Raw genomic sequence first — 23364 nt, 5'->3', positions numbered from 1 at the left:
TTTGTTGGCTCCGCTGAGAGTAACGGCAAGGGGAACCGCAGTTCCCCATGCACGGGTTACTGGTGGGTAACGACCACCAGACGGATCGCATCCAGACGCCATCCCGCTTCATTCAGGTTGACCAACACCTGCTTGCGGTTGAACTCCAGCGCTTCCACTTCGTCATCACGAATGTTTGGATTGACCGCTTTCAGCGCTTCCAGACGTGCCAGCTCGGTGCTCAGCTTGTCATCCGCTTCCTGTTTAGCCTGCTCGATCAGGGCGCGAGCCTGATCTTCAACCAGACTTTCCGCCTGTTGCAACATGGCGTGCACATCCTGTTGCACCGCATTGACCAGCTTGCTGGAGGTATGGCGGTTGACCGCGTTCAACTGGCGGTTGAAACTTTCGAATTCAACCTGCGCGGCCAGATTGGTGCCTTTGCGATCCATCAACATGCGGATTGGCGTTGGCGGCAGGAAGCGGGTCAGCTGCAGGTGCTTCGGTGCCTGCGCTTCGACCACGTACACCAGCTCGACCAGCAGGGTACCGACCGGCAGCGCCTTGTTTTTCAACAGGGAAACAGCACAGCTGCCGGTATCGCCGGACAGGATCAAGTCCAGACCGTTGCGGATAATCGGGTGTTCCCAACTGACGAACTGGGCATCCTCACGCGACAGAGCCTGTTCGCGATCGAAGGTGACGGTGCAGCCGTCCTGCGGCAGACCCGGGAAATCCGGCACCAGCATGTGGTCGGACGGCGTCAGCACAATCAGGTTGTCGCTGCGATCGTCCTGGTTGATGCCGACGATGTCGAACAGGTTCAGCGCGAAGCCCACCAGATTGACGTCGTTGTCCTGATTGGCAATGGCTTCCGCCAGCGCCTGCGCTTTCTCGCCGCCGTTGGAGTGCATTTCCAGCAGGCGGTCACGGCCCTGCTCCAACTGTATTTTCAGCTGGTCGTGCTGCTGACGGCAGGCGTGAATGAACTCGTCCAGCCCTTCCTGTTCGGTCGGCGAAGCCAGGAAAGCGATCAGCTGCTCGTAGCCGCTGTCGTAAATGGTACGGCCGGTTGGGCAGGTATGTTCGAAGGCATCCAGCCCTTCGTGGAACCAGCGGCCCAGCACTGCCTGAGCGGTGTTCTCCAGGTACGGCACCATGATTTGAATGTCATGCATCTGGCCGATACGGTCCAGACGGCCAATACGCTGTTCCAGCAGATCCGGGTTGAACGGCAGGTCGAACATCACCAGGTGGCTGGCGAACTGGAAGTTACGGCCTTCGGAGCCGATCTCGGAGCACAACAGCACCTGGGCACCGTCTTCTTCGGAGGCGAAGTAAGCGGCGGCGCGGTCGCGTTCGATAATCGACAGGCCTTCGTGGAAGACGGCGGCGCGGATGGCTTCACGTTCCCGTAGCACTTGCTCCAATTGCAGCGCGGTGGCGGCCTTGGCGCAGATCACCAGCACTTTTTCGTGGCGATTGGCCACCAGATAATTCAGTAACCATTCAACGCGGGGATCGAAGTTCCACCAGGTGGCGTTCTCGCCTTCGAATTCCTGATAGATTTGCTCTGGATAGAGCATGTCGCGTGCGCGCGCCTCAACGGTTTTCTTCGCGCCCATGATGCCGGACACTTTAATGGCGGTCTGGTACTGGGTCGGCAGCGGCAGCTTGATTTGGTGCAGGTTGCGGTGCGGGAAACCTTTGACACCGTTGCGGGTGTTGCGGAACAGCACGCGGCTGGTGCCGTGGCGGTCCATCAGCATGGTGACCAGTTCCTGACGCGCCTGCTCGCTGTTTTCGCCGTCGCTGTTGGCGGCTTTCAGCAGTGGTTCAATGTCTTGTTCGTCGATCAGCTCGCCGAGCAGGTTCAGCTTGTCGTCGGCCAGGCGCTCGCCGCTCAGCAGCAGGGTGACGGCATCGGCCACCGGGCGATATTTTTGCTGTTCGGCAACAAAATCGTGGTAGTCGTGGAAACGGTTCGGATCCAGCAGGCGCAGACGAGCGAAGTGGCTTTGCTGGCCAAGCTGCTCCGGGGTTGCGGTCAGCAGCAGCACGCCGGGGATGTGCTCTGCCAACTGCTCGATCACCTGGTATTCACGGCTTGGTGCGTCTTCGCTCCAAGCCAGGTGGTGAGCTTCATCCACCACCAGCAGGTCCCACTGGGCATCGGCCAACTCTTCCAGGCGCTGTTTGTTGCGGCGCACGAAGTCCAGCGAACAGATCACCAGCTGTTCGGTTTCGAACGGGTTGCTGCTGTCGAGTTTGGCCTCTGAGTAACGGCTGTCGTCGAACAGAGAGAAATACAGGTTGAAGCGGCGCATCATTTCGACCAGCCACTGGTGTTGCAGGGTTTCCGGCACCACGATCAATACGCGCTCGGCACGGCCTGCCAGCAGTTGCTGGTGGATGATCATCCCGGCTTCGATGGTTTTACCCAGTCCCACTTCGTCCGCCAACAAAACGCGCGGCGCATGGCGCTGGCCGACTTCATAGGCGATATGCAACTGGTGCGGGATCAGGCTGGCACGCATGCCGCGCAGGCCGGCAAACGGCAGGCGATACTGCTCGCTCTGGTATTTACGCGCGCGGAAACGCAGGGCGAAACGGTCCATACGGTCGATCTGGCCGGCAAACAGGCGATCCTGCGGCTTGCTGAAGGTCAACTTGCTGTCCAGCAGCACTTCGCGCATCGCCACACCGCTCTCCTGGGTATCCAGGCGGGTGCCGATATAGGTCAGCAGACCGTTATCCTCTTTGACCTCTTCGACCTGCAGCTCCCACCCTTCGTGGTTGCTGATGGTATCGCCCGGGTTGAACATCACGCGGGTGATTGGCGAGTCATTTCTGGCGTAGAGGCGGTTTTCACCGGTTGCGGGGAAAAGCAGGGTAATCATGCGTGCATCCAGTGCCACGACGGTTCCCAGTCCTAATTCGCTTTCCGTATCGCTGATCCAGCGTTGACCAAGTGTAAAAGGCATATATTGTCGGCTCGATTCTTTTAAGTAAGTCTTGTTACCGGGCGGAAAGGGCCGCGGCACCCGTATCAAACGTCTGCTAATCCCGATTTATTTTAATATGGCGGGCAATAGCTATTCATCCCATGCATACATCGTCAGACGACATGGGGGGTGTGTGGGGCCAGAATTTGGGAAGGGCGCTATGGTAATGGAAGGCGACGCGTTCGTCACCTGCAAAACCCGATGATTTTTCTTAACCCTTCACCAAAGCCCGCTTGGCGGGTGGAATGTCAAAACAGTCCCATCTGCCCGGTCACCAGCGTCGTAAAATCGTCATGTAAAAATGGCAGTATAGCGTCAGCCACCGGCTGCAGCTGGCGCTCCAGATAATGGGGATAATCAATCGCCGACTGCTGGGTCTCCAGCGGCTCCGGCCCGGCCACGGTCATGATATAGCTGATCCAGCCGCCGTTTTGGTATTGCAACGGTCGTCCCTGCTGACGATTATAGTCGTCGGCGATGCGTGCTGCGCGCACATGCGGCGGAACGTTGCGCTGATAGTCGTCCAGCTTCCTGCGCAGACGCTTGCGGTAGACCAGCCGATCGTCGAACTCGCCGTTAAGCGTTTGACTAACGTATTCACGCACAAAATCCTGGTAGGGCTGGCGTTTGAAAATGCGTTCATACAGCAGACGCTGAAACTGTTGCGCCAGCGGCGTCCAGTCGGTACGCACCGTTTCCAATCCCTTGTAGACCATCTCTTCACTGCCGTCTGGCTGGGCGATAAGCCCGGCGTAACGTTTCTTGCTGCCCTGCTCGGCGCCGCGAATGGTGGGCATCAGGAAACGCGAGTAATGGGTTTCAAACTCCAGTTCCAGCGCATTTTCCAGCCCGTACTCTTGCTGCAGATGCTGTTGCCACCATTGGTTCACCTGTTGCACCAGCGTTCGGCCTATTTGCGCCGCTTGCTGCTCGTCATGCGGCTGTTTGAGCCAAACGAAGGTCGAGTCGGTATCGCCGTAGATCACCTGATACCCCTGCGCCTCGATCAGTTCGCGCGTTTGCCGCATGATCTCATGGCCGCGCAGGGTGATCGACGAGGCTAATCGGGGATCGAAAAAGCGACAGCCGCTCGATCCTAATACGCCATACAGCGCGTTCATGATGATCTTTAAGGCCTGCGACAGGGCTTTGTTTTGCTGACGTTTCGCCGCTTCACGGCCTTGCCAGATCTGCTCGACGATCGCCGGCAAACAGTGCTTGCTGCGTGAAAAACGTGCGTGGCGAAAACCGGGCACCGAGTCCGCATCGCCTGGGTGCCGCATTCCTTCCACCAAGCCGACCGGGTCGATCAGAAAAGTGCGGATGATCGAGGGGTACAGGCTCTTGTAATCCAGCACCAGCACCGAGTCATACAGGCCGGGTTGTGAATCCATCACAAACCCGCCGGGGCTGTGTTCCTCGGGCTGCTCGCCGAGGTTGGGGGCCACAAAGCCCAGCCGATGCATGCGCGGCATATACAGATTGCTGAAGGCGGCCACCGAACCGCCGCTGCGGTCGGCTGCCAGCCCGGTAACCGTGGCGCGTTCCAGCAGGAAGGTCAGCAACTCGGTTTTGGCAAAAATCCGCGTAACCAGTTCGCAGTCTTTCAGGTTGTAACGCGCCAGCGCCGGCTTGTCTTCGGCAAAGCGTCGGTCGATTTCGGCCATGCGTTGGTACGGATTATCGATAGACTTGCCTTCTCCCAGCAGCGTTTGCGACACGTGTTCTAGGCTGAACGAAGGGAAGTTCCAGGTGGCGGATTTCAAGGCTTCAATGCCGTCGATAATCAGGCGACCGGCGGCGGAAGCGAAAAAGTGATTCTGTTTGAAACCGTGTTCGCGCCACTCCAGCAGGTTGCCGCCACGGCCCAGTCTCAATGGGATCTGATAGCGTTCGGCGTGTTTTTGCAGCACGCGTAAATCGAACTGCACCAGGTTCCAGCCAATAATGGCGTCGGGATCGTGCCGTTCAAGCCATTGATTCAGTCGTTCCAGCATTTGCGGGCGGCTGACGCAGTATTCCAACTCAAAATCCAGCGGTTCATTGCCGCCGTTGGCGGGCCCGAGCATGTAAACCTGGCGCTGGCCGCAACCTTCCAGGGCAATCGAGTACAGTTCGCCGTGCGCGGTGGTTTCAATGTCCAGAGAGACCAGCTTCAAGGTTGGGCGGTATTCCGGCGCCGGTTTCATTTGGCCGCCCTGCAGCGGGCCATTACCGTTGGCCTGACCGCTGAACCACACCGGTGCGGTGATGAAACGCTCCATCAGGTAGCGTTCCGGCGGACGGATATCGGCTTCGTAGACATTGACGCCGCCGTCTTTCAGCAACTTTTCCAGCTTGATCAATTGGCGGTGCTGACGGCAGTACAACCCCACTACCGGGCGATGGTGAAAGTCAGTCAACGGCAGGGGTTTCAGCTCCAGTTGCCGCTCCTCACGCAGCAGCAGTTCGGCGCGCTGGCGCTGTTCGACCGGGATAAAGGCTACGGAGGTCTGCGGCGTCAGACGAAGTTGCTGCGGCCCATTGTCGGTCGCCAGCCAAAACTCCACCTCGGTGCCGGCAGGCGTATCACGCCAGTGGCGGGTGAGCAAGAAACCCTGTTGGAGTGACATCACGCTGTTCCTGAGAAGCTAAGCTGAAAGGGGGATAGATAAATTATAGTATGGGTTTTTATACAGTAATTGTCCATGGTCGCACAGTTCTGCCAAAAAAGCATACAATTCACCGGTTGACTCGCTCCCGGCCGCACCGGACAATCCCACGCCCACGCGCTTTGGATAACGAACAGAGGTTTAATGGAAGCCTATTTACAGCACTTGATCACCCAGTCACTGGCTTTCACTCTGATGGTGGTCATGTTTGTCGCGTTTCTGGAATCGCTGGCGCTGGTGGGGCTGTTGCTGCCCGGCACGGTCATGATGGCCAGTATCGGTGCGTTGATCGGCAGCGGTCAGGTAGATTTCTATTATGCCTGGGCGGCGGGCATCGTGGGTTGCCTGTTGGGCGACTGGATTTCTTACTTTATCGGCCGCGCCTTCAAGGGGCCGTTGCACCGCTGGTCATTCTTGAAGAAGAACAAAGCGATGCTGGACAAAACAGAGCACGCGTTGCATCAACACAGTATGGCGACCATCCTGATTGGGCGTTTTGTCGGCCCAACGCGCCCGCTGGTGCCGATGGTGGCCGGCATGCTCGATTTGCCGCCGTATAAGTTCGCGTTGCCTAACATCATCGGCTGTATTGCCTGGCCGCCAGTCTATTTCTTCCCGGGGATTTTGGCCGGCGTAGCCATCGACATCCCTGCCAGCGCCAACAGCGCGTTATTTAAATGGCTGCTGTTTGCGGTAGTGGTATTGATTTGGCTGGCCGCCTGGCTGAGCTGGCGATGGTGGCGCGAAGGCAAACGCAGCGTCGACCGGCTTGGCAAGTGGCTGTCGCCGGTGCGTTTGCGGATGGCCTGCGTCCTGAGCTGGGGATTGGCGATCGGCACCTTTTATTACCTGCACCAGCAACCGCTGATGCCGGTCTACCGTCACCTGCTGTGGAAGGTGTTGGCCGGTCAATAACAAGGGGGCGTGACGCCCCACAGGCTGCTGAAAATGCTCGTTATTAGGGAGAGCGTGCCGCAGGGGTCGTAGCGGCTTGCCCGCCGGAGCGCCCCTCGGTGCGCTAGGCCCGGGTATCTCGGGTGCAAAGACAACTTTGTCATCAAATTCGGGAGCGTGGCGCCCCTTTGCACCTTACTGGAAGAAGGCTTCCAGCTGTTCAAACACCCGCACGTCTTCGCTGTGGCGTTTTACCTGCAGCACATCTTCGAGTTTTTCTACCTGGCTGATCATCTGCACCAAACGTTGATCGTCCGCCACCAATAGCCAGATGCGGCTTTGCTTACCGTCTTTCAGCGGCAGGCACAGAATGCCCTCCACGTTGAAGGCGCGGCGGGCAAACAGACCGCATACGTGCGACATCACGCCAGGGTGGTTACGTACCGCCAGTTCCAGGATCACCTGTGGGTTATTGCGTTGTTCTGACATGGCTTATTCTCCAATCATGTCGATGTTGGCAGCGCCCGGCGGCACCATAGGGAAAACTTTTTCATTAATATCAATCAGCGCGTGGATCAGGCAAGGGCCCGGGCGTTGGAGCGCTTCGGCCAGTGCCGCCTGCGGATCTTCTGCGGCATTCAAATCGCAGGTGTCCATCCCGAAACCGGCGGCAATCTTGATAAAGTCGGTGCGTTTGGGATAGGCGGCGGCGAAGATGCGCTGCTGGTAGAACAGCGTTTGCTGCTGGTGCACCAACCCCAACGCCTGGTTGTTCATCAGGATGATTTTCACGTCCAAGTCCTGCTCGACGGCGGTTGCCATTTCCTGAATGTTCATCATCAGGCTGCCGTCGCCGGAGAAACACAGCACCTTACGCTGGGGTTCGGCCAAGGCTGCGCCGATCGCTGCCGGCAAGCCGAAGCCCATGGTGCCCAGCCCGCCGGAGGTCAGCCACTGGCGCGGCCGGCTCAGCGGATAGGCTTGCGCCACCCACATCTGATGTTGCCCCACGTCGGTGGTAATGATGGCGCTTTCGTCCACGCAGCGCGCGGCAGCCAACACCAGCCCGTAGTGGCTCAGCGGATCTTCGGCGTTAGGCATGCTGAACGGGAACTCGCGCTTGAGATCATTGACGGTACTCAGCCATTCACTGCGTGGCTGCGCTTCGATTTGAGGCAGCAGTTGTTGCAGTACCTGTCCAACGTCGGCGTGAATGGCAATATTGGCCTGTTTGACCTTGCCCAGTTCGGCGCGATCGATATCTACGTGAATGATGCTGGCGTTTGGACAGAATTGCTCGGTCTTGCCAATCGCCCGATCGTCAAAGCGCGCGCCCAGCACGATCAGTAAATCAGCCTCTTGCAGAATAAAGTTGGTACTGCGCGCCGCGTGCATACCCAGCATGCCCAGCGACAACGGATGCTGCACCGGCATGGCGCCCAATGCCATCAGCGTCATGGTGGTGGGCAGGTTAGCGCGTTCAGCGAGCTCAATGGCCTGCTGATAGGCGTTGGCGCAGATGATGCCGCCGCCCAAATACAACACCGGTCGTTTGGCCTGGTTGATCATCGCGGCGGCCTGCGCCACGGCGGTGGCTTCAAAGGTTGGTGCCGCATCGGGAACGGCGATCGGCGGCAGTTCGTCCAGGCTGATAACCGCCGTTTGCACATCTTTCGGTACGTCGATCCACACCGGGCCAGGGCGGCCGGATTCAGCGATGCGGAATGCGTCGCAGATCACCTGCGGCAGTTCGCGGATATCGCGGACCAAATGGTTGTGCTTGGTGATAGGAATCGAGATGCCGTAGGTGTCTACTTCCTGGAAGGCGTCGGTACCAATCATCGAAGAGGGCACCTGGCCGGTGATGCACACCAGCGGGATAGAATCGAGTTTGGCGTCGGCGATGGCGGTGACCAGATTGGTCGCACCGGGGCCGCTCGAGGCGATACAAACCGCCGCCTTGCCGTTAGCGCGTGCCATACCCTGCGCCATAAAACCCGCCCCCTGCTCGTGGCGAGCCAGGACGTGATGAATGCGGGTGCTTTGGCTCAGCGCGTCATACAGCGGCAGTGCCGCGCCGCCGGGAATACCGGCGACGGTGGTGATGCCCTGACGCTCCAGCAGATGAACGATCAACTCTGCGCCAGTGAAGCGGTTACCTTGATGTGGCGTGCCCGAAATTGCCATGTTCCTATCCTTTCTCAAGGCCGGTTTGCTTTTCTGGGCAGGGGGCTAAAACTAAAAACCCCGCCCGGTTTGCGCCGGCGGGGTTTGGGAATCGATGCGTTGATTCGGACCCTACGGCGCATTGCCGACGACCACCACCACACGCACGACGACCACCGCGGCTGGTAGCGCGGTAATTAGTAGGGTCGAAGTCAGCGAGGATGCGATCACAGGGAACCTTATCATCAGTAAAAAAAGTCAGGTTTTTATAAAACCACAGGCGAAAAATTCGCACAACAGGTTTATTTGCACAGCATAAAAAACGGGCGGAAGATCACGGTTTGTGTGAAATGCCCAGCACCTTGGCTTCCGGCGCGCTGCCGTCCAGCAGTGCCTGCGTCGGACCGTCGTAATAAATGCGGCCGTCCACCACCAGCAGGGTCCGTGGCGCAATGCGTGCGGCGTCATCCAGGTTGTGCGATACCATTAACAGCGTCAGGTTTCTCTGGTCGCAAACCTCCTGCAGCAATTGCAGCATCTCATTGCGTAAAGCCGGATCGAGCGCCGAAAAAGGTTCGTCGAGCAACAGGATGGGCCGCTGGCGGATCAGGCAACGCGCCAGGGCGGCGCGCTGACGTTGGCCACCGGAAAGCTGCGACGGCAGGCGGGGCAGATGTTCTTCCAGCCCCACTTGCCGGGCAATTTGCGCCAACTGCCACTTCTGCTCTTCATTCAGCCGCAGGCCGGGATCCAGGCCCAAGCCGATGTTCTGCTCCACCGTCAGGTGGGCGAACAGGTTATTTTCCTGAAACAACATCGAGACCGGGCGTTTGGCCGGCGGTGTGCCGGTGTGGTCGCTGCCGTTAAGCAGCAACCTGCCGCTGGCGGCCGGCAGAAAACCGGCGATCAGGCTGAGCAGGGTACTTTTCCCCGCCCCGCTGGGACCCAGCACCGCGACGCGTTCGCCCGGTTGAATACGCAGGTCGAAGCGCATTGGCAGGTGTTCATACAGATAGGTCAGTTTTTCAAGCTTTAGCATGGCGGCCCGGTAAGCGTTCGATCAGGGTAAACAGCAGGAAGCACAGCAGCAGCAACAGCAACGCGGTGACCGCGCCGTCATTGCTGCGGTAGGCGCCGATCTGCTGGTACAGGTAAAAAGGCAGGGTGCGGAAATGTTCGTTGCCAAACAGCGCCACCACGCCGAAATCGCCGATCGACAGCACGCAGGCGAAGGCCAGCGCCTGGGCCAACGGGCGGCGCAGCGCTTTCAGCTCAATCCAGCGTAGCCGCTGCCAGCCCTGAATATCCAGCGACAGGCACAGCGGATTATAGCGTTCGGCCAGGTCGCGCATGGGGTTTTCCAACACTTTTAGCGCATAGGGCACGGCCATCAACGCATTGGTGAGGATCACCAGCGCATACGGCGACTGCGGCAGCCCGACGGTGTCGCTTAACAGCAGGAAGAAACCGGTGGCCAGCACGATGCCCGGCATCGCCAGGATCACCATGCCGCTCAGCTCCAGCGCGTGGCCCCAACGGAGCCTCTGTTGCAGCTTCAGCTCACGGCTGCTCCATAGCAGCATCATGGCCAGCACGACACAAAGTACGCCCGCCCCCAGAGCAATGCGCAACGAAGTGAACAACGCCTGCCACAACACCTGTTGCTGCAGGACGCTGACCAGCGTTTGATTGGCGCCGTCGGCGATCACCGCCAGCAGTGGGGGCAACAGCAGCAGCAACGCGGCGGCAATCAGCAAAAAGTCACTGATGCGTCGCCACAGGCTGTCTTCCGGATTACGCCAGATATGGGCATGGGTATTGCCGACCGGCAGCGCCTGGCTCAGCCGCTGGCTGAATATCACCAGTCCCAGGCAGCATGTCAGTTGGATCAGCGCCAGCAGGGCGGCGCGGCTGAGATCGTAGTCGTAACTGAGCGCCTGATAGATGGCCAGTTCGATGGTGGTCGCCTGCGGGCCGCCTCCCAGCGACAGTACGGTGGCGAAGCTGGCGAAGCACAGCATAAAGATCAGCGCGCCGCTCGGCAGGATTTGACGGCGCAGCGCCGGCCATTCGACAAAGCGAAACTGCTGCCAACCGCTCATGCCGAGCTGGGCTGACAATTGGCGCTGTTCAACCGGAATGTTTTCCAGCGCCTGCAGCAACAGACGTGTCGCCAACGGCAGGTTGAAAAACATGTGCGCCAGCAGGATGCCCTGCAGACCATAAGGCGTGAAACTGTAGTTAATGCCCAGCCAGCCACACAGCATTGCCAACCAGCCCTGGCGGCCATAGACGCTGAGCAGGCCGAACACCGCCACCAGTACCGGCAGCACCAGCGTCATGGCGCAGAGCCGCAGCAGTAACTGACGGCCGGGGAAACGGCGGCGATAGAGCGCCCGAGCCAACAGAATCGCGGGCAGCACCGAGATCAGCGCGGACAGCAGGGCTTGCCAAAACGTAAAGCGCACCACGTGCCACAGGTAGCTGTCTTGCCATAAACCACGCCAGTCGCTGTCCGGGGCGTGCCGCCACAGCGACCCCATCGCCAGCACGGCGATGGTCAGGATCAGGCCGGCGGCCAGCAGCCCCGGCCAGAGCCACTGCGGGATCAGTGGCTGACGGCGGTTTGCCATGCCCGGATCCAGTTGCTGCGTTGTTTGGCCACTTCTTCTGCGCTGTATTGCAAGGCGGTCTGCGGCACGGTCATTTGGTCAAATCCGGCCGGCAGTGAGGTCTTGATCACCGGGTACATCCAGTTGCCGGTAGGAATGGCATTTTGGAACGCCGGGGATACCATAAATTGCATAAAGCGTTCCGCCAACTCAGGCTGCTTGCCGGCCTTGAGTTTGCCCGCCACTTCCACCTGCAGATAATGGCCTTCACTGAAGTTGGCCGCGGCGTAACCGTCTTTTTTTTCTTCAATCAGATGGTAAGCCGGGGAGGTGGTGTAGCTGAGCACCAAATCGCCTTCGCCTTTCAGGAACAGGCCATAGGCTTCGCTCCAGCCCTTGGTCACGGTGACGGTCTTCTTCGCCAGCTTCTGCCAGGCCGCCGGTGCCTGATCGCCATACACTTTCTGCATCCACAGCAGCAGACCCAAACCTGGGGTACTGGTACGCGGATCCTCGTAGATCACTTTCCAGTTCTGGCTGCTGTCGACCAGCTCATGCAGGCTTTTGGGCGGGTTCTTCAGCTTTTCTTTGTTATAAACGAAGGCAAAGTAGCCGTAGTCATAAGGCACGAAGGTTTGGTCTTGCCAGCCGCCCGGGACGCTCAATTTGCTGCTGTCGACGTCGCTTGGCGCGAATAACCCGGTTTGTTGCGCAGCCTGCAGCAGGTTGTTGTCCAGCCCCAGCACCACGTCGGCGGCGCTGTTTTTGCCCTCCATGCGCAGGCGGTTAAGCAGTGAGACACCGTCTTCCAACGCGACAAATTTCAGCTCGCAATCGCACTGGGCCTCAAAGGCCTTTTTAACCGCCGGGCCAGGGCCCCAGTCAGCGGCGAAGGAATCGTAGGTGTAGACCGTCAGCGTGGGCTTGGCGAACACCGATGCGGCGCACAGCAACAGTAACAAGGGCAGGCTTTTTTTGACCACTTTGCACTCCTGAAAATTTAGGGGGGCAAGGGTATCTGAGGGGGCAAGCGGCTGATGCCGGATCGCTGGGCTCAAATCCCTCCGCCGGTATTGACCGGATCAGGTTCGACGGGTTTGTTCTCAGCAAAACCGGCCGCTGGCGTTTTGCACCCCGTTGAGACGGCGCCATTGTAAAGACTAACGGGCGCCGGTGAAAGGTGCTTATGCTTCCGGGGGGGCAAACCAGGCAGATTTGAAATCAAACCAACCCAGAGTGTTCATTCGTACGCCGCGCATGCTGCGCTGGCCATGCAGTTGCAGCCAGTGGTGGAACAGGGGATGCAATTGATGGCCGCTGACCAGACGTTGGCAAAAATCCGCCAGCGGCAGCGCATTGGCGCGCCACAGCGCCGCATCTTCGGACAAGTCCTCACTCATGCAGTGCTGCATCAGCGGCAGTTCATACAGGGTGGCGAACAGTGAAAACTCCAGTGGCAGGTAAAAGTTGGCGCTGCCGAGCCACAGGTCGGTGCTCGCGTCGCCTTTATGCCAGGTAGCGTAATCGACAATCTGAATATTCAGCTTGATGCCGTGCTGCGCGAGCAAGGGTTCGATGGCCTGCTGAATGGCGTGAAACTCTGAGTGTTCGCTGTAGTAGGTCAGGGTCAGCTCGGTCAAACCGGCCGGTTTGGGCTGCAAAGCCAGCGCGCGATTGTGGTGCCAGCGCGGCAGAATGCCGTAGGCCGGTGACCAATAGCGTTGATAAACAGGGCCGGCATTGCTCAGGAGCGAAATGGGATTGATCAGTTCACACAACCAGCTGCGCATGATCGGATCGGCGGCCAGCGGTGAGCGCTGATCGAACAGCAGAAAATAGCAGCCTTCTTCCAGCCGGCTTTCCAGCTCGTTTTTCCCGGTATCGTCCGCCTGTAGCTGTACGCCGGAGTGCACCAGTTCTTCGGTCACCTCTGGCAGCACCCAGATATTGACCTCGTCGATCAGCGCGCGATAGCCAAAGTAATCGTCAAAGGCGTGAATTTTCATCTGGCTGCGGTGATTGCGCACCACGCTGTAGGGGCCGGTCCCTACCGGATGGCGCGAGAATTCCGGCAGGCTCTGCCACTCGCGCGGCAATATCATGGCGTGAACGCTGCCCAGCAGCCACGGCAGCCAGTAATCGGGCGCGTGCAAATGCACGTCAATCACGTAAGGCGTCGGCGAAGTCACGCGTTCGATATGGGAGAACAGCGGTTGTGGCATCAACCGGCTGAGCGAACGGATGACATCCTCCATTTCCAGCTCGCGCCCATGGTGAAAATGAATGGCCGGGCGTAGATAAAATCGCCAATGCAACGGCGTTAAAGCTTGCCAATGATGAGAAAGGTCGGATTCAAGTTCCCCGTTTTCCTCGTTTATCCGCGTCAGGCCGCTGAAAATCTGTCGGGCCAAATGGGTTTCCGAGCGCCGCAACGCCGAACCCGGCAACAGATTGTACAGTTGGCGGTAATAGAGCACGCGCAGAATGTGTTTACCCTGACGAAAGCTGCGGCCCAGCTGGGATAGCAGCATCTGTCGCACTACGTTTTTATCGCCGACCAGTTGCACCAGCTGATCGATACGATCCTGCTCCAGCAACTCCTCGGCACGCTGCTGCTGCAGCGCCAGACCGGTATAGTGAAAGGTCAGTTGCGAACGCTTGCCGCGCCCCGACTCTGCCTGCCAGGTCAGCCAGCCCTGCTGTTGCATGGCACCCAGTAACGAACGCACGTGGCGGCGGGAACAGCTGAGCACTTCGGCCAGCTCCTGTAGCGTGGTTTCGGTCGCTTCACCGTGGCAGCGCTGCCACAGGCGAATGAACTGTTGTTGCAATCGGGATGTGGACATAAAAGAGGAAGGTTCCGGCGGTAACCCATCAATTTATCTTTCCCTATATTACGCCGATAATTTTCCTCAATGAAAGGGGGAGGGCGACGGATGAAAGTTTTCTTGTCAAAACAGTTCTATCAGCGCTACTTCAGTGCGATACGTCGGCAGCACGCCGACTGGTTGGGGCTGGTGCCTGAACAGGCGCGGCTGGAGATGTTGGCCCACCTGACCCAATGGGATATCGCGTCAATGACGGACAAGCAATACCGCGAGCACCTCTGAGGCTTCGGTAGCGAAAGTGTTTCTGAGTAATGGTGTTGTTCACCAGCCAGTGGGGTCATACCCACTGGTTTTTTTATTGTGGGCTGTGGGGATATTCTTGCAATTTTTTCCCCTTGGCCTAAGGTTCTGTCTTCCGCATTAAAGCCCAGAGACGACGATATGAAACGACTGCATTGGCTGCCACGCCGCTTTAATCCCGTCTTTGCCGCTTTCCTGCTGATTGCTTTCCTTTCCGGTATTGCCGGCGCGCTATTGGCACCGACCCTGAGCCTGTTTTTAACCACCGAGGTTAAAGTCCGGCCGCTGTGGGTGGGTCTGTTCTATACCGTTAACGCCATTGTCGGTATTGCGGTCAGTTTTCTGCTGGCCAAACGCTCGGACACGCGCGGCGATCGACGCAAACTGATCCTGGTGTGTTGCCTGATGGCGGTCGGCAATTGCCTGCTTTTTGCCTTCAACCGCGACTATTTGACGCTGATCACGGCCGGGGTGCTGCTGTCGGCGATTGCCAACACCGCCATGCCGCAGATTTTTGCACTGGCGCGGGAATATGCCGACAGCTCGGCGCGTGAAGTGGTGATGTTCAGCTCGGTCATGCGTGCGCAGCTGTCGTTGGCCTGGGTCATTGGCCCGCCGCTGTCGTTTACGCTGGCGCTGAATTACGGCTTTACGGTGATGTTCGTCATTGCTGCGGCGACTTTTGCAATCTGTGCATTGCTGGTGTGGTTTACGCTGCCTTCGGTGCCGCGTGTTGTGCCGGTAGAACCTGCCGATACGCTAATCGCAGCGCCTTCGGCACCGATTGTCCCGGTCAGCGCCTGGCGGAATCCGGATGTCAGGCGGCTGTTTATCGCCTCGGTGCTGATGTGGACCTGCAATACCATGTACATCATCGACATGCCGCTGTATATCACCGCCGATCTGGGCCTGCCGGAGAACCTGGCGGGGCTTTTGATGGGCACGGCCGCCGGGCTGGAGATCCCGGCGATGCTGCTGGCCGGTTATTACGTCAAACGCTTCGGCAAACGCAATATGATGCTGTTCGCCGTGGCGGCAGGCATCCTGTTTTATGCCGGGCTGGTGGTGTTTAAATTCAAGCTGGCGCTGATGGTATTGCAGTTGTTCAACGCCATCTTTATCGGCATCATCGCCGGTATCGGCATGCTCTATTTCCAGGACCTGATGCCGGGACGGCCAGGCGCGGCGACAACGCTGTTTACCAACAGTATTTCTACCGGGGTGATCCTGGCCGGGGTGCTGCAGGGCGCACTGGTGGAAAACCTGGGCCATTACGCCGTGTACTGGCTGGCGACACTTTTGGCCGTGGCGGCGTTGTGGATGAGCGTTCGCGTACGAGAAGTGTGAGTTTAAACGGCAGCAACATTGACGCATGTCATTGAGAACATTGCGCCAAGCCCCAAGCTAAACGGATCCGGAGCTTCATCGCTGTGCTCCCGTCCATCTCTTTGTTGAGATGCCGATCCGTTTAGAAAAGTGGGTATGTTATGGATAAACTAACACCGCTCAAACCTGTCCCTTCCCTGTGTGCTGTCGCCGCCGCTCTGCTTATCTGGTTTGTAATCCCGGTTCCCGAAGGGGTTGCGCCCAATGCCTGGCACCTGCTGGCGCTGTTTATCGGCACTATTATCGCCATCATCGGCAAGGCAATGCCGATCGGTGCCGTTTCCATCGTGGCCATTGCGCTGGTGGCCGTAACCGGCGTCACTAACCCCGGCAAACCGGGCGCGGCGCTGAATGATGCGCTCAGCGGGTTCTCCAACCAGTTGATTTGGTTGATCGGTTTTTCGATCATGATCTCGCTTAGCCTGAACAAAACCGGGCTGGGGGCACGCATTGGCTACTACTTTATTTCGTTGTTCGGCAAGAAGACGCTGGGGATCGCCTATGCATTGACGCTGGCGGAAACGACCCTGGCGCCGGTCACCCCAAGCAATACCGCCCGAGGCGGCGGGATTATTCACCCGATCATGAAGTCAATCGCCGACAGCTTCGGCTCCCGGCCCGATCTGAATACCTCCGGTAAAATTGGCCGCTATCTGTCGCTGGTGAATTACAACATCAACCCCATCACGTCGGCGATGTTTATCACGGCTACTGCGCCCAACCCGTTGATCGTCAGCCTGATAGCCAAAGGCACGCATGGCAACTTCGAACTCTCCTGGTCTATGTGGGCGATTGCCGCTCTGGTGCCGGGCGTGTGTTCGTTGATCGTTATGCCGCTGGTTATTTATCTGCTGTATCCGCCGGAGGTGAAAAGCACCCCGGACGCGCCGCGTTTCGCTCGCGACAAGTTACAGGCTTTGGGCCCGGTCACTTTGCCGGAGAAAATCACCCTGGCAGTGTTTGCCCTGCTGCTGGTGCTGTGGGCGGGTATCCCTGCGATGATCTTCGGTCCGGCGCTGGCGGTTAACCCAACCACGGCCGCGCTGATTGGCCTGGCGGTACTGTTGGCCACCGGCGTGTTGAGTTGGGAGGACGTGTTGAAGCACAAAGGTGCCTGGGATACGGTGGTGTGGTTCTCCGCGCTGGTGATGATGGCCAGCTTCCTCGGCAAGTTGGGGTTGATCGGTTGGCTGTCGCAGACCGTGGGCAGTGGCATTGATCATATGGGGATGAGCTGGGTGGGCGGTACCGTGCTGCTGACCATCATCTATCTGTATTCGCACTACTTCTTTGCCAGCACCACCGCACACGTCACCGCCATGTTTGCCGCTTTCTTTGCCGCCGGCGTTGCGCTCGGGGCGCCACCGGCGCTGTTGGGCCTGATCCTGGCGTTTTCGTCTTCTCTGATGATGTCACTGACCCACTATGGTACCGGGACGGCACCGATTATTTTCGGTTCCGGCTATGTGACGCTGGGCGAATGGTGGAAAGCCGGTTTTGTGATGAGCGTGATTAACCTGCTGATTTGGATGTTAATTGGCGGGGCCTGGTGGAAGTGGCTGGGTTACTGGTGATAAAAAACACCCGCCAGACGGCGGGTGTTTGCTGTTCAGTTCAGGAAGGCCGGCTGTTGCGCCTCATAGCGTGAAATATCCGCTTCGTGTTGCAGCGTCAGGCCGATGCTGTCCAGCCCATGGATCATGCAGTGGCGGCGGAAACTGTCGATCTCAAACGGGTAGCTTTTGCCACCGGCATTGACCGTCTGATTCTCCAGGTCGACCACGAATTCAACCCCTTCGTTGTCTGCAACCAGGTTGAACAGCTCATCGACCTGCTGTTCGCTCAAAGTAACCGGCAGCAGCTGGTTGTTGAACGAGTTGCCGTAGAAGATATCGGCGAAGCTTGGTGCAATCACCACTTTGAAACCGTAATCGGTCAGTGCCCACGGAGCGTGCTCACGTGAGGAGCCACAGCCAAAGTTTTCACGCGCCAGCAGGATGCTGGCACCTTTGTAGCGCGGCTTGTTCAGCACGAACTCAGGGTTTGGCTGCTGGCCGGCGTCGTCGAGGAAGCGCCAGTCGTTAAACAGGTGCTGGCCGAAGCCGGTACGCGTCACTTTCTGTAAAAACTGTTTTGGAATGATGGCGTCGGTGTCGACGTTAGCCGCGTCCAGAGGCACGACTAAACCAATATGTTGAGTAAATTTAGACACGTTAGCCCCTTAGTGAATATCACGGATATCGGCGAAATGACCGGCAACGGCCGCCGCCGCGGCCATCGCAGGGCTGACCAGGTGAGTACGTCCACCGCGGCCCTGACGCCCTTCGAAGTTACGGTTGCTGGTAGATGCACAGCGCTCGCCAGGGTTCAGACGATCGTTGTTCATCGCCAGACACATTGAGCAGCCTGGCAGACGCCATTCGAAACCGGCTTCAATAAAGATTTGATCCAGGCCTTCCGCTTCTGCTTGGGCCTTCACCGGGCCGGAGCCCGGCACCACGATAGCCTGTACGCCGTTGGCAACCTTGCGGCCTTTGGCGATTGCCGCCGCCGCGCGCAAATCTTCGATACGTGAGTTGGTACAAGAACCGATAAACACTTTGTCGATTGGCACTTCGGTCAGCTTGATACCCGGTTTGAGGTCCATATAGGCCAACGCTTTTTCTGCCGAGGCACGTTCAACCGGATCGCTGAACGATTCCGGCGCCGGAATGGCCTGATTGACAGCAATGACCTGGCCTGGGTTGGTGCCCCAGGTGACCTGTGGCGCGATGTCTTCGGCGCGCAGGGTCACTACGGTATCGAACCTGGCGTCGTCATCGGACTTCATGGTGCGCCAGTAGGCGACAGCCTGCTCCCAGTTATTGCCGGTTGGGGCAAACTGACGGCCTTTCAGGTATTCAAAGGTGGTGTCGTCCGGAGCCACTAACCCGGCTTTGGCGCCCATTTCGATCGCCATGTTGCACAGGGTCATACGGCCTTCCATGCTCAGCGCCTCAATCGCTTTGCCACAAAATTCCACAACGTGACCGGTACCGCCGGCGCTGCCGGTTTTGCCGATAATCGCCAGCACGATGTCCTTGGCGGTAATGCCTTCGGCGGCGTCGCCGGTGACTTCAATCTTCATGGTCTTGGCGCGCCCCTGTTTCAGGGTCTGGGTAGCCAAAACGTGCTCCACTTCCGAAGTGCCGATACCGAAGGCCAGCGAGCCGAAAGCGCCGTGCGTCGCGGTGTGGGAGTCGCCGCAGACGATGGTCATGCCCGGCAGCGTCATGCCCTGTTCAGGGCCGATGACGTGTACGATGCCCTGGAACGGGTGGTTCAGGTCATACAGTGAGACGCCGAATTCAGCACAGTTTTTGATCAGCTCCTGCATTTGAATACGCGCCATCTCGCCGCTGGCATTGATGTCTTTGGTTTGGGTCGAGACGTTGTGATCCATGGTGGCAAAGGTCTTGCCCGGTTGGCGCACTTTGCGGCCCATGGCGCGCAGGCCGTCAAACGCCTGTGGTGAAGTGACTTCGTGCACCAGATGGCGGTCGATATACAACAACGGCGTTTCGTTCGGTGCTTCGTGTACCACATGGGCATCGTACAGCTTCTGATATAAGGTCTTGGCCATGTTATGCCCCCTGAGCTACAAAGCGGGCGATGATGTCGCCCATTTCATCGGTGCTGATGGCTTTACCGGTACCGGCCAGATCGGCGGTGCGGTAACCCTGTTCCAGCGCCTGGTTGATTGCGCGTTCTACGGCATCTGCTGCTTCAGTGGCACCCAGGCTGTAACGCAGCAGCAGGGTGGCTGACAGGATCTGGGCGATCGGGTTGGCGATGCCTTTACCCGCGATGTCCGGCGCAGAACCGCCTGCGGGCTCGTATAAACCGAAGCCTTGCTCGTTCAGGCTGGCGGACGGCAGCATGCCCATCGACCCGGTGATCATTGCGCACTCGTCGGACAGGATATCGCCGAACAGGTTGGAACACAGCAGCACGTCGAACTGTGACGGGTCTTTGATCAACTGCATGGTGGCGTTGTCGATATACATATGCGACAGCGACACGTCTGGGTAATCCTTAGCGACCTGATTCACCACTTCGCGCCACAGAATGGAGCTCTGCAATACGTTGGCTTTATCAATCGAGGTCACTTTATTGCGGCGCTTGCGGGCAGATTCGAAGGCGATGCGCGCAATGCGTTCGATCTCGAAGCGATGATAGACCTCGGTGTCGAAAGCGCGTTCCTGCATGCCCTGGCCTTCGCGGCCTTTCGGCTGGCCGAAATAGATGCCGCCGGTCAGTTCACGCACGCACAAAATATCGAAACCGCGGGCGGCGATGTCGGCGCGCAGCGGGCAGAACTCTTCCAACCCTTGATACAGGCGAGCAGGGCGCAGGTTGCTGAACAGTTTGAAGTGCTTGCGCAAGGGCAGCAAGGCACCGCGTTCAGGCTGCTCTGCCGGCGGCAAGTGTTCCCATTTCGGGCCACCGACTGAACCGAACAGAATGGCGTCGGCTTGCTCGCAACCGGCGAGGGTTGCCTGCGGCAGCGGACTGCCATGACGATCGATGGCAATACCACCGACGTCGTACTCGGCTTCGGTGATGCGGATATCAAAGCGCTGACGCACTGCGTTCAACACTTTACGCGCTTGGGCCATTACTTCCGGGCCGATTCCGTCTCCGGGCAAGACGGCAATGTGGTAGGTCTTCGTCATGTTCACACCGTTTCCTGATTATTTTGATGTTTGCTTTGCTGCAGACGCTGCTTTTCTTTTTCTACCTGCTGGGAGCGCCAAATATTATTCAATACGTGAACCATCGCCTTGGCGGAGGATTCCACGATGTCGGTCGCCAGACCTACGCCATGGAAGCGGCGGCCGTTGTAGGACACCACGATATCAACCTGGCCCAGCGCATCGCGCCCCTGGCCCTTGGCGGTTAATTGATATTTCACCAGTTCGATCGGGTAACCGGTAATCCGGTTGATTGCCTGATAAACCGCGTCAACCGGGCCATTGCCGGTGGCCGCTTCGGCTTTCTCTTCTTCGCCGCAGACCAGTTTCACCGAGGCGGTGGCCATAATGCTGCTGCCTGACTGCACGCTGAAGTAATCCAGGCTGAAGTGCTCTGGCTCTTCCTGTTGCTTATTAATGAACGCCAGCGCTTCCAGGTCGTAATCGAACACCTGGCCTTTTTTGTCGGCCAGCTTCAGGAAGGCGGCGTACAGATTGTCCAGGTTGTAGTCCTGTTCCTTATAGCCCATCTCTTCCATACGGTGTTTCACCGCAGCGCGACCGGAACGGGAAGTCAGGTTCAGCTGTACATCCTTCAGACCTATGGTCTGCGGGGACATGATTTCGTAGTTTTCGCGATTTTTCAGCACGCCGTCTTGGTGAATACCGGAGGAGTGGGCAAAAGCATTGGAACCGACGATCGCTTTGTTGGCCGGGATCGGCATGTTGCACAGCTGGCTGACAATCTGGCTGGTACGGAAAATTTCCTGATGGTTGATGTTGGTGTGCACGTTCATGATGTCCTGGCGCACTTTGATCGCCATGATCACTTCTTCCAGCGAGGTGTTGCCTGCGCGTTCGCCGATACCGTTCAGGGTCCCTTCAACCTGGCGGGCGCCGGCCTGCACTGCGGCGATGGAGTTGCCGACCGCCATACCCAGATCGTCGTGGCAGTGGACAGAGATAATGGCTTTATCGATATTCGGTACGCGGTCATACAGGGTGGTGATAATGCCGCCAAACTGGTTCGGCGTGGTGTAGCCCACGGTGTCCGGAATATTGATGGTGGTAGCGCCGGCATTGATAGCGGCTTCTACCACGCGACACAGGTTATCGATTGGCGTGCGGCCGGCGTCTTCGCAGGAGAATTCTACGTCGTCCGTGTAGTTACGGGCGCGCTTCACCGAGCGTATTGCCATCTCCAGCACTTCATCGAACGAGCGCTTCAGTTTTGATTCAATATGCAGGGTCGAGGTGGCCAGGAACACGTGAATGCGGAACGCTTCGGCGACGCGTAATGCTTCGGCCGCGACGTCGATATCTTTATCTACGCAACGCGCCAGGCCACAGACACGGCTGTTTTTAATCTGGCGAGCGATGGTTTGCACGGATTCGAAATCACCCGGTGAGGAGACAGGGAAACCCACTTCCATGACGTCGACACCCATTCTTTCCAGCGCCATCGCAATCTGAATCTTCTCTTTCACGCTCAGGCTGGCTTGCAGCGCCTGTTCGCCATCACGCAAAGTTGTATCGAAAATAATGACTTGTTGGCTCATCGGGTGGTTCCTTATCGTGTTTATTTCACGCTAAGCGGGTAAAAAAAAACCCGCGCAGTAGCGCGGGTTTGTTATGAGGGTGGGCTGAATCAGCTCTGAACTCCGTCCACCGGCATACCGCGCAAAGAAGATGCGTTAAGTAGTAGGCCTAGTAGACGGTAAGTGCGGTTCATGGCGGTTCAACTCTCTAAATAATTTCGTTGTCTAATTTGATACGTTATTGGCCTAACTATGTCAACACCTGATTGAAAATGAGGGTACTCCTTTAGTGCCCGATTAACGCACCCTGAGAAACAGACGATAGTTCGGTGAAAAATGACATTGTCAGAGAAAAGGTGAAGGCGGATTTGCGGCCCGGTTAGCATAAACGAAATGAATATATATTCTCGCAATTGCTTCTGAGAGACAGTGCGTTAAAATTAAAGATGCAAAATAACGAGAGCCGTGCTAGCCAGTGTTGAAGGTGGCCGTTTTTTATTGTTGGCATCAATGCTTTTCGATGATTTATATTTTTTGTGAATTATTGATGTGACTAAATAGGGGCGGTAAGTCACAGGTTTTCGATTGGGTGATACGTGTTTTTGAATATTGCTTGTCGGAGGGTGAAAGAAAATGGTTTGTTACTGCATGTTATTAAATATAAGAGTTTCATGTTTTTTACTGGGAGGTGAATGATAAATCTGTTGAAAACCGGATTTTGGCTTTTAACCATGTTTATAAACAGGACGATACTTGAGCCCGATGTTACATGAACGGAGCGAGAGATAACTAATTCTATACGGTGTGGTTAATACCGCGATGTCGTTGTTTTAATTATGCCTGATGAATTATCTACACAGGACTTAGTGGAGTGGGATATGTCGGAATGTAATTCAGGAGTTATCATTGATAAAGACGTCACTGATATGCATTTGCGCGGTGTCGATCTGAATTTGCTCACCGTCTTCGATGCCGTGATGCAGATGCAAAACATCACCCGGGCGGCGGGTTTTTTGGGAATGTCACAACCGGCAGTCAGCAATGCGGTCGCGCGGTTGAAATTGATGTTTAACGATGAGCTGTTCGTGCGCTGTGGACGTGGCATTCAACCGACGACGCGAGCTCGGCAGCTGTTTGGGCCCGTCAGACAGGCTTTGCAGTTGGTGCAAAATGAGTTGCCGGGCGCGGAGTTCGAACCCTTCACCAGTGAACGCGTTTTCTCCATCGCCATCTGCAGCCCGCTGGATCTGCGACTGGGGGCCGGAATAATCA

At 57.6% G+C, this 23364-nt stretch carries 19 protein-coding genes and 1 riboswitch; of the genes, 5 read left to right on the top strand and 14 right to left on the bottom strand.

Annotated elements, in window-relative coordinates; all coding sequences use genetic code 11:
* Positions 1–56: 56 nt before the first annotated feature.
* Both rapA and H5P17_RS00090 read right to left on the bottom strand, forming a co-directional pair.
* Positions 57–2963: an RNA polymerase-associated protein RapA gene (gene rapA / locus H5P17_RS00095; RefSeq protein ID WP_182820654.1), complete on the bottom strand. Its 2907-nt coding sequence runs from the start codon at positions 2961–2963 to the stop codon at positions 57–59.
* A gap of 269 nt (positions 2964–3232) precedes the next feature.
* The gene (locus H5P17_RS00090) at positions 3233–5596 is read right to left on the bottom strand and encodes a DNA polymerase II (protein WP_182820652.1); all 2364 of its coding nucleotides are present in this window, start codon (positions 5594–5596) and stop codon (positions 3233–3235) included.
* A gap of 183 nt (positions 5597–5779) precedes the next feature.
* Here H5P17_RS00090 and H5P17_RS00085 point away from each other — a divergent pair, with 183 nt between their 5' ends.
* Complete coding sequence (locus H5P17_RS00085; RefSeq protein ID WP_044554153.1) at positions 5780–6550, top strand: DedA family protein; 771 nt, start codon at positions 5780–5782, stop codon at positions 6548–6550.
* A gap of 174 nt (positions 6551–6724) precedes the next feature.
* Here the strand turns inward: H5P17_RS00085 and ilvN are convergent, their stop codons facing one another.
* The 7 genes from ilvN to sgrR form a co-directional block, all read right to left on the bottom strand.
* A complete protein-coding gene (ilvN, locus tag H5P17_RS00080; protein ID WP_020825185.1) occupies positions 6725–7018 on the bottom strand; it encodes an acetolactate synthase small subunit in 294 nt (97 codons plus the stop codon).
* 3 nt (positions 7019–7021) lie between these two features.
* Positions 7022–8716 carry an acetolactate synthase large subunit gene (gene ilvB / locus H5P17_RS00075; RefSeq protein ID WP_182820650.1) on the bottom strand — a complete coding sequence of 565 codons (1695 nt, stop codon included), beginning with the start codon at positions 8714–8716 and terminating at the stop codon, positions 7022–7024.
* A gap of 111 nt (positions 8717–8827) precedes the next feature.
* Positions 8828–8941, bottom strand: a complete 114-nt coding sequence (gene ivbL / locus H5P17_RS00070) for an ilvB operon leader peptide IvbL (RefSeq protein WP_218167600.1) — start codon at positions 8939–8941, stop codon at positions 8828–8830.
* An 88-nt stretch (positions 8942–9029) separates the two neighbouring features.
* On the bottom strand, positions 9030–9734 hold the full coding sequence (gene thiQ / locus H5P17_RS00065) for a thiamine ABC transporter ATP-binding protein ThiQ (protein WP_182820648.1): 705 nt from the start codon (positions 9732–9734) through the stop codon (positions 9030–9032).
* A complete protein-coding gene (gene thiP / locus H5P17_RS00060) occupies positions 9721–11328 on the bottom strand; it encodes a thiamine/thiamine pyrophosphate ABC transporter permease ThiP (protein WP_044554156.1) in 1608 nt (535 codons plus the stop codon). Before thiP ends, thiQ begins: the two co-directional genes overlap by 14 nt.
* A complete protein-coding gene (gene thiB / locus H5P17_RS00055) occupies positions 11304–12290 on the bottom strand; it encodes a thiamine ABC transporter substrate binding subunit (RefSeq protein ID WP_044554157.1) in 987 nt (328 codons plus the stop codon). The genes thiP and thiB overlap by 25 nt, the downstream gene beginning before the upstream one ends.
* Before the next feature lie 58 nt (positions 12291–12348).
* Positions 12349–12454, bottom strand: a riboswitch (TPP riboswitch).
* Positions 12455–12491: 37 nt separating this feature from the next.
* On the bottom strand, positions 12492–14153 hold the full coding sequence (gene sgrR / locus H5P17_RS00050) for an HTH-type transcriptional regulator SgrR (RefSeq protein ID WP_182820646.1): 1662 nt from the start codon (positions 14151–14153) through the stop codon (positions 12492–12494).
* Positions 14154–14243: 90 nt separating this feature from the next.
* On the opposite strand from sgrR, the gene sgrT reads away from it, so the two are divergent.
* The 3 genes from sgrT (at position 14244) to H5P17_RS00035 (ending at position 17395) form a co-directional block, all read left to right on the top strand.
* Positions 14244–14417: a glucose uptake inhibitor SgrT gene (gene sgrT, locus H5P17_RS00045; RefSeq protein ID WP_071827067.1), complete on the top strand. Its 174-nt coding sequence runs from the start codon at positions 14244–14246 to the stop codon at positions 14415–14417.
* A 159-nt stretch (positions 14418–14576) separates the two neighbouring features.
* A complete protein-coding gene (locus H5P17_RS00040) occupies positions 14577–15782 on the top strand; it encodes a sugar efflux transporter (RefSeq protein WP_182820644.1) in 1206 nt (401 codons plus the stop codon).
* Between the two features lie 140 nt (positions 15783–15922).
* On the top strand, positions 15923–17395 hold the full coding sequence (locus tag H5P17_RS00035; RefSeq protein WP_044554160.1) for a DASS family sodium-coupled anion symporter: 1473 nt from the start codon (positions 15923–15925) through the stop codon (positions 17393–17395).
* Positions 17396–17430: 35 nt separating this feature from the next.
* Here H5P17_RS00035 and leuD read toward each other — a convergent pair whose 3' ends face one another.
* The 5 genes from leuD to leuL all read right to left on the bottom strand — a co-directional run bounded on the left by leuD (position 17431) and on the right by leuL (position 22286).
* Positions 17431–18033: a 3-isopropylmalate dehydratase small subunit gene (gene leuD / locus H5P17_RS00030; RefSeq protein WP_044554161.1), complete on the bottom strand. Its 603-nt coding sequence runs from the start codon at positions 18031–18033 to the stop codon at positions 17431–17433.
* Between the two features lie 9 nt (positions 18034–18042).
* Positions 18043–19443, bottom strand: a complete 1401-nt coding sequence (leuC, locus tag H5P17_RS00025) for a 3-isopropylmalate dehydratase large subunit (protein WP_044554162.1) — start codon at positions 19441–19443, stop codon at positions 18043–18045.
* Position 19444: 1 nt separating this feature from the next.
* Positions 19445–20536, bottom strand: a complete 1092-nt coding sequence (gene leuB, locus H5P17_RS00020) for a 3-isopropylmalate dehydrogenase (RefSeq protein ID WP_041414192.1) — start codon at positions 20534–20536, stop codon at positions 19445–19447.
* A 2-nt stretch (positions 20537–20538) separates the two neighbouring features.
* Positions 20539–22113, bottom strand: a complete 1575-nt coding sequence (leuA, locus tag H5P17_RS00015) for a 2-isopropylmalate synthase (RefSeq protein ID WP_044554163.1) — start codon at positions 22111–22113, stop codon at positions 20539–20541.
* A gap of 89 nt (positions 22114–22202) precedes the next feature.
* A complete protein-coding gene (leuL, locus tag H5P17_RS26795) occupies positions 22203–22286 on the bottom strand; it encodes a leu operon leader peptide (RefSeq protein WP_156033875.1) in 84 nt (27 codons plus the stop codon).
* A 684-nt stretch (positions 22287–22970) separates the two neighbouring features.
* Here leuL and H5P17_RS00005 point away from each other — a divergent pair.
* Positions 22971–23364 (top strand): LysR family transcriptional regulator (locus H5P17_RS00005; RefSeq protein WP_182820642.1); only part of this gene is annotated, 394 nt, incomplete at its 3' end.

The sequence above is a fragment of the Serratia sp. OS31 genome, assembly GCF_014164835.1.
GTDB classification, from domain to species: Bacteria; Pseudomonadota; Gammaproteobacteria; order Enterobacterales; family Enterobacteriaceae; genus Serratia; species Serratia liquefaciens_A.
The sequence above is the reverse complement of the archived record's forward strand: the minus strand, read 5'-3'. Positions and strand labels throughout refer to the sequence as shown.

Bases quoted from the DNA above. Each gene is read 5' to 3' on its own strand.
- rapA (WP_182820654.1), bottom strand. From the start codon at position 2,963: ATGCCTTTTACACTTGGTCAACGCTGGATCAGCGATACGGAAAGCGAA.
- H5P17_RS00090 (WP_182820652.1), bottom strand. From the start codon at position 5,596: ATGTCACTCCAACAGGGTTTCTTGCTCACCCGCCACTGGCGTGATACG.
- H5P17_RS00085 (WP_044554153.1), top strand. From the start codon at position 5,780: ATGGAAGCCTATTTACAGCACTTGATCACCCAGTCACTGGCTTTCACT.
- ilvN (WP_020825185.1), bottom strand. From the start codon at position 7,018: ATGTCAGAACAACGCAATAACCCACAGGTGATCCTGGAACTGGCGGTA.
- ilvB (WP_182820650.1), bottom strand. From the start codon at position 8,716: ATGGCAATTTCGGGCACGCCACATCAAGGTAACCGCTTCACTGGCGCA.
- ivbL (WP_218167600.1), bottom strand. From the start codon at position 8,941: ATGATAAGGTTCCCTGTGATCGCATCCTCGCTGACTTCGACCCTACTA.
- thiQ (WP_182820648.1), bottom strand. From the start codon at position 9,734: ATGCTAAAGCTTGAAAAACTGACCTATCTGTATGAACACCTGCCAATG.
- thiP (WP_044554156.1), bottom strand. From the start codon at position 11,328: ATGGCAAACCGCCGTCAGCCACTGATCCCGCAGTGGCTCTGGCCGGGG.
- sgrR (WP_182820646.1), bottom strand. From the start codon at position 14,153: ATGTCCACATCCCGATTGCAACAACAGTTCATTCGCCTGTGGCAGCGC.
- sgrT (WP_071827067.1), top strand. From the start codon at position 14,244: ATGAAAGTTTTCTTGTCAAAACAGTTCTATCAGCGCTACTTCAGTGCG.
- H5P17_RS00040 (WP_182820644.1), top strand. From the start codon at position 14,577: ATGAAACGACTGCATTGGCTGCCACGCCGCTTTAATCCCGTCTTTGCC.
- H5P17_RS00035 (WP_044554160.1), top strand. From the start codon at position 15,923: ATGGATAAACTAACACCGCTCAAACCTGTCCCTTCCCTGTGTGCTGTC.
- leuC (WP_044554162.1), bottom strand. From the start codon at position 19,443: ATGGCCAAGACCTTATATCAGAAGCTGTACGATGCCCATGTGGTACAC.
- leuB (WP_041414192.1), bottom strand. From the start codon at position 20,536: ATGACGAAGACCTACCACATTGCCGTCTTGCCCGGAGACGGAATCGGC.
- leuA (WP_044554163.1), bottom strand. From the start codon at position 22,113: ATGAGCCAACAAGTCATTATTTTCGATACAACTTTGCGTGATGGCGAA.
- leuL (WP_156033875.1), bottom strand. From the start codon at position 22,286: ATGAACCGCACTTACCGTCTACTAGGCCTACTACTTAACGCATCTTCT.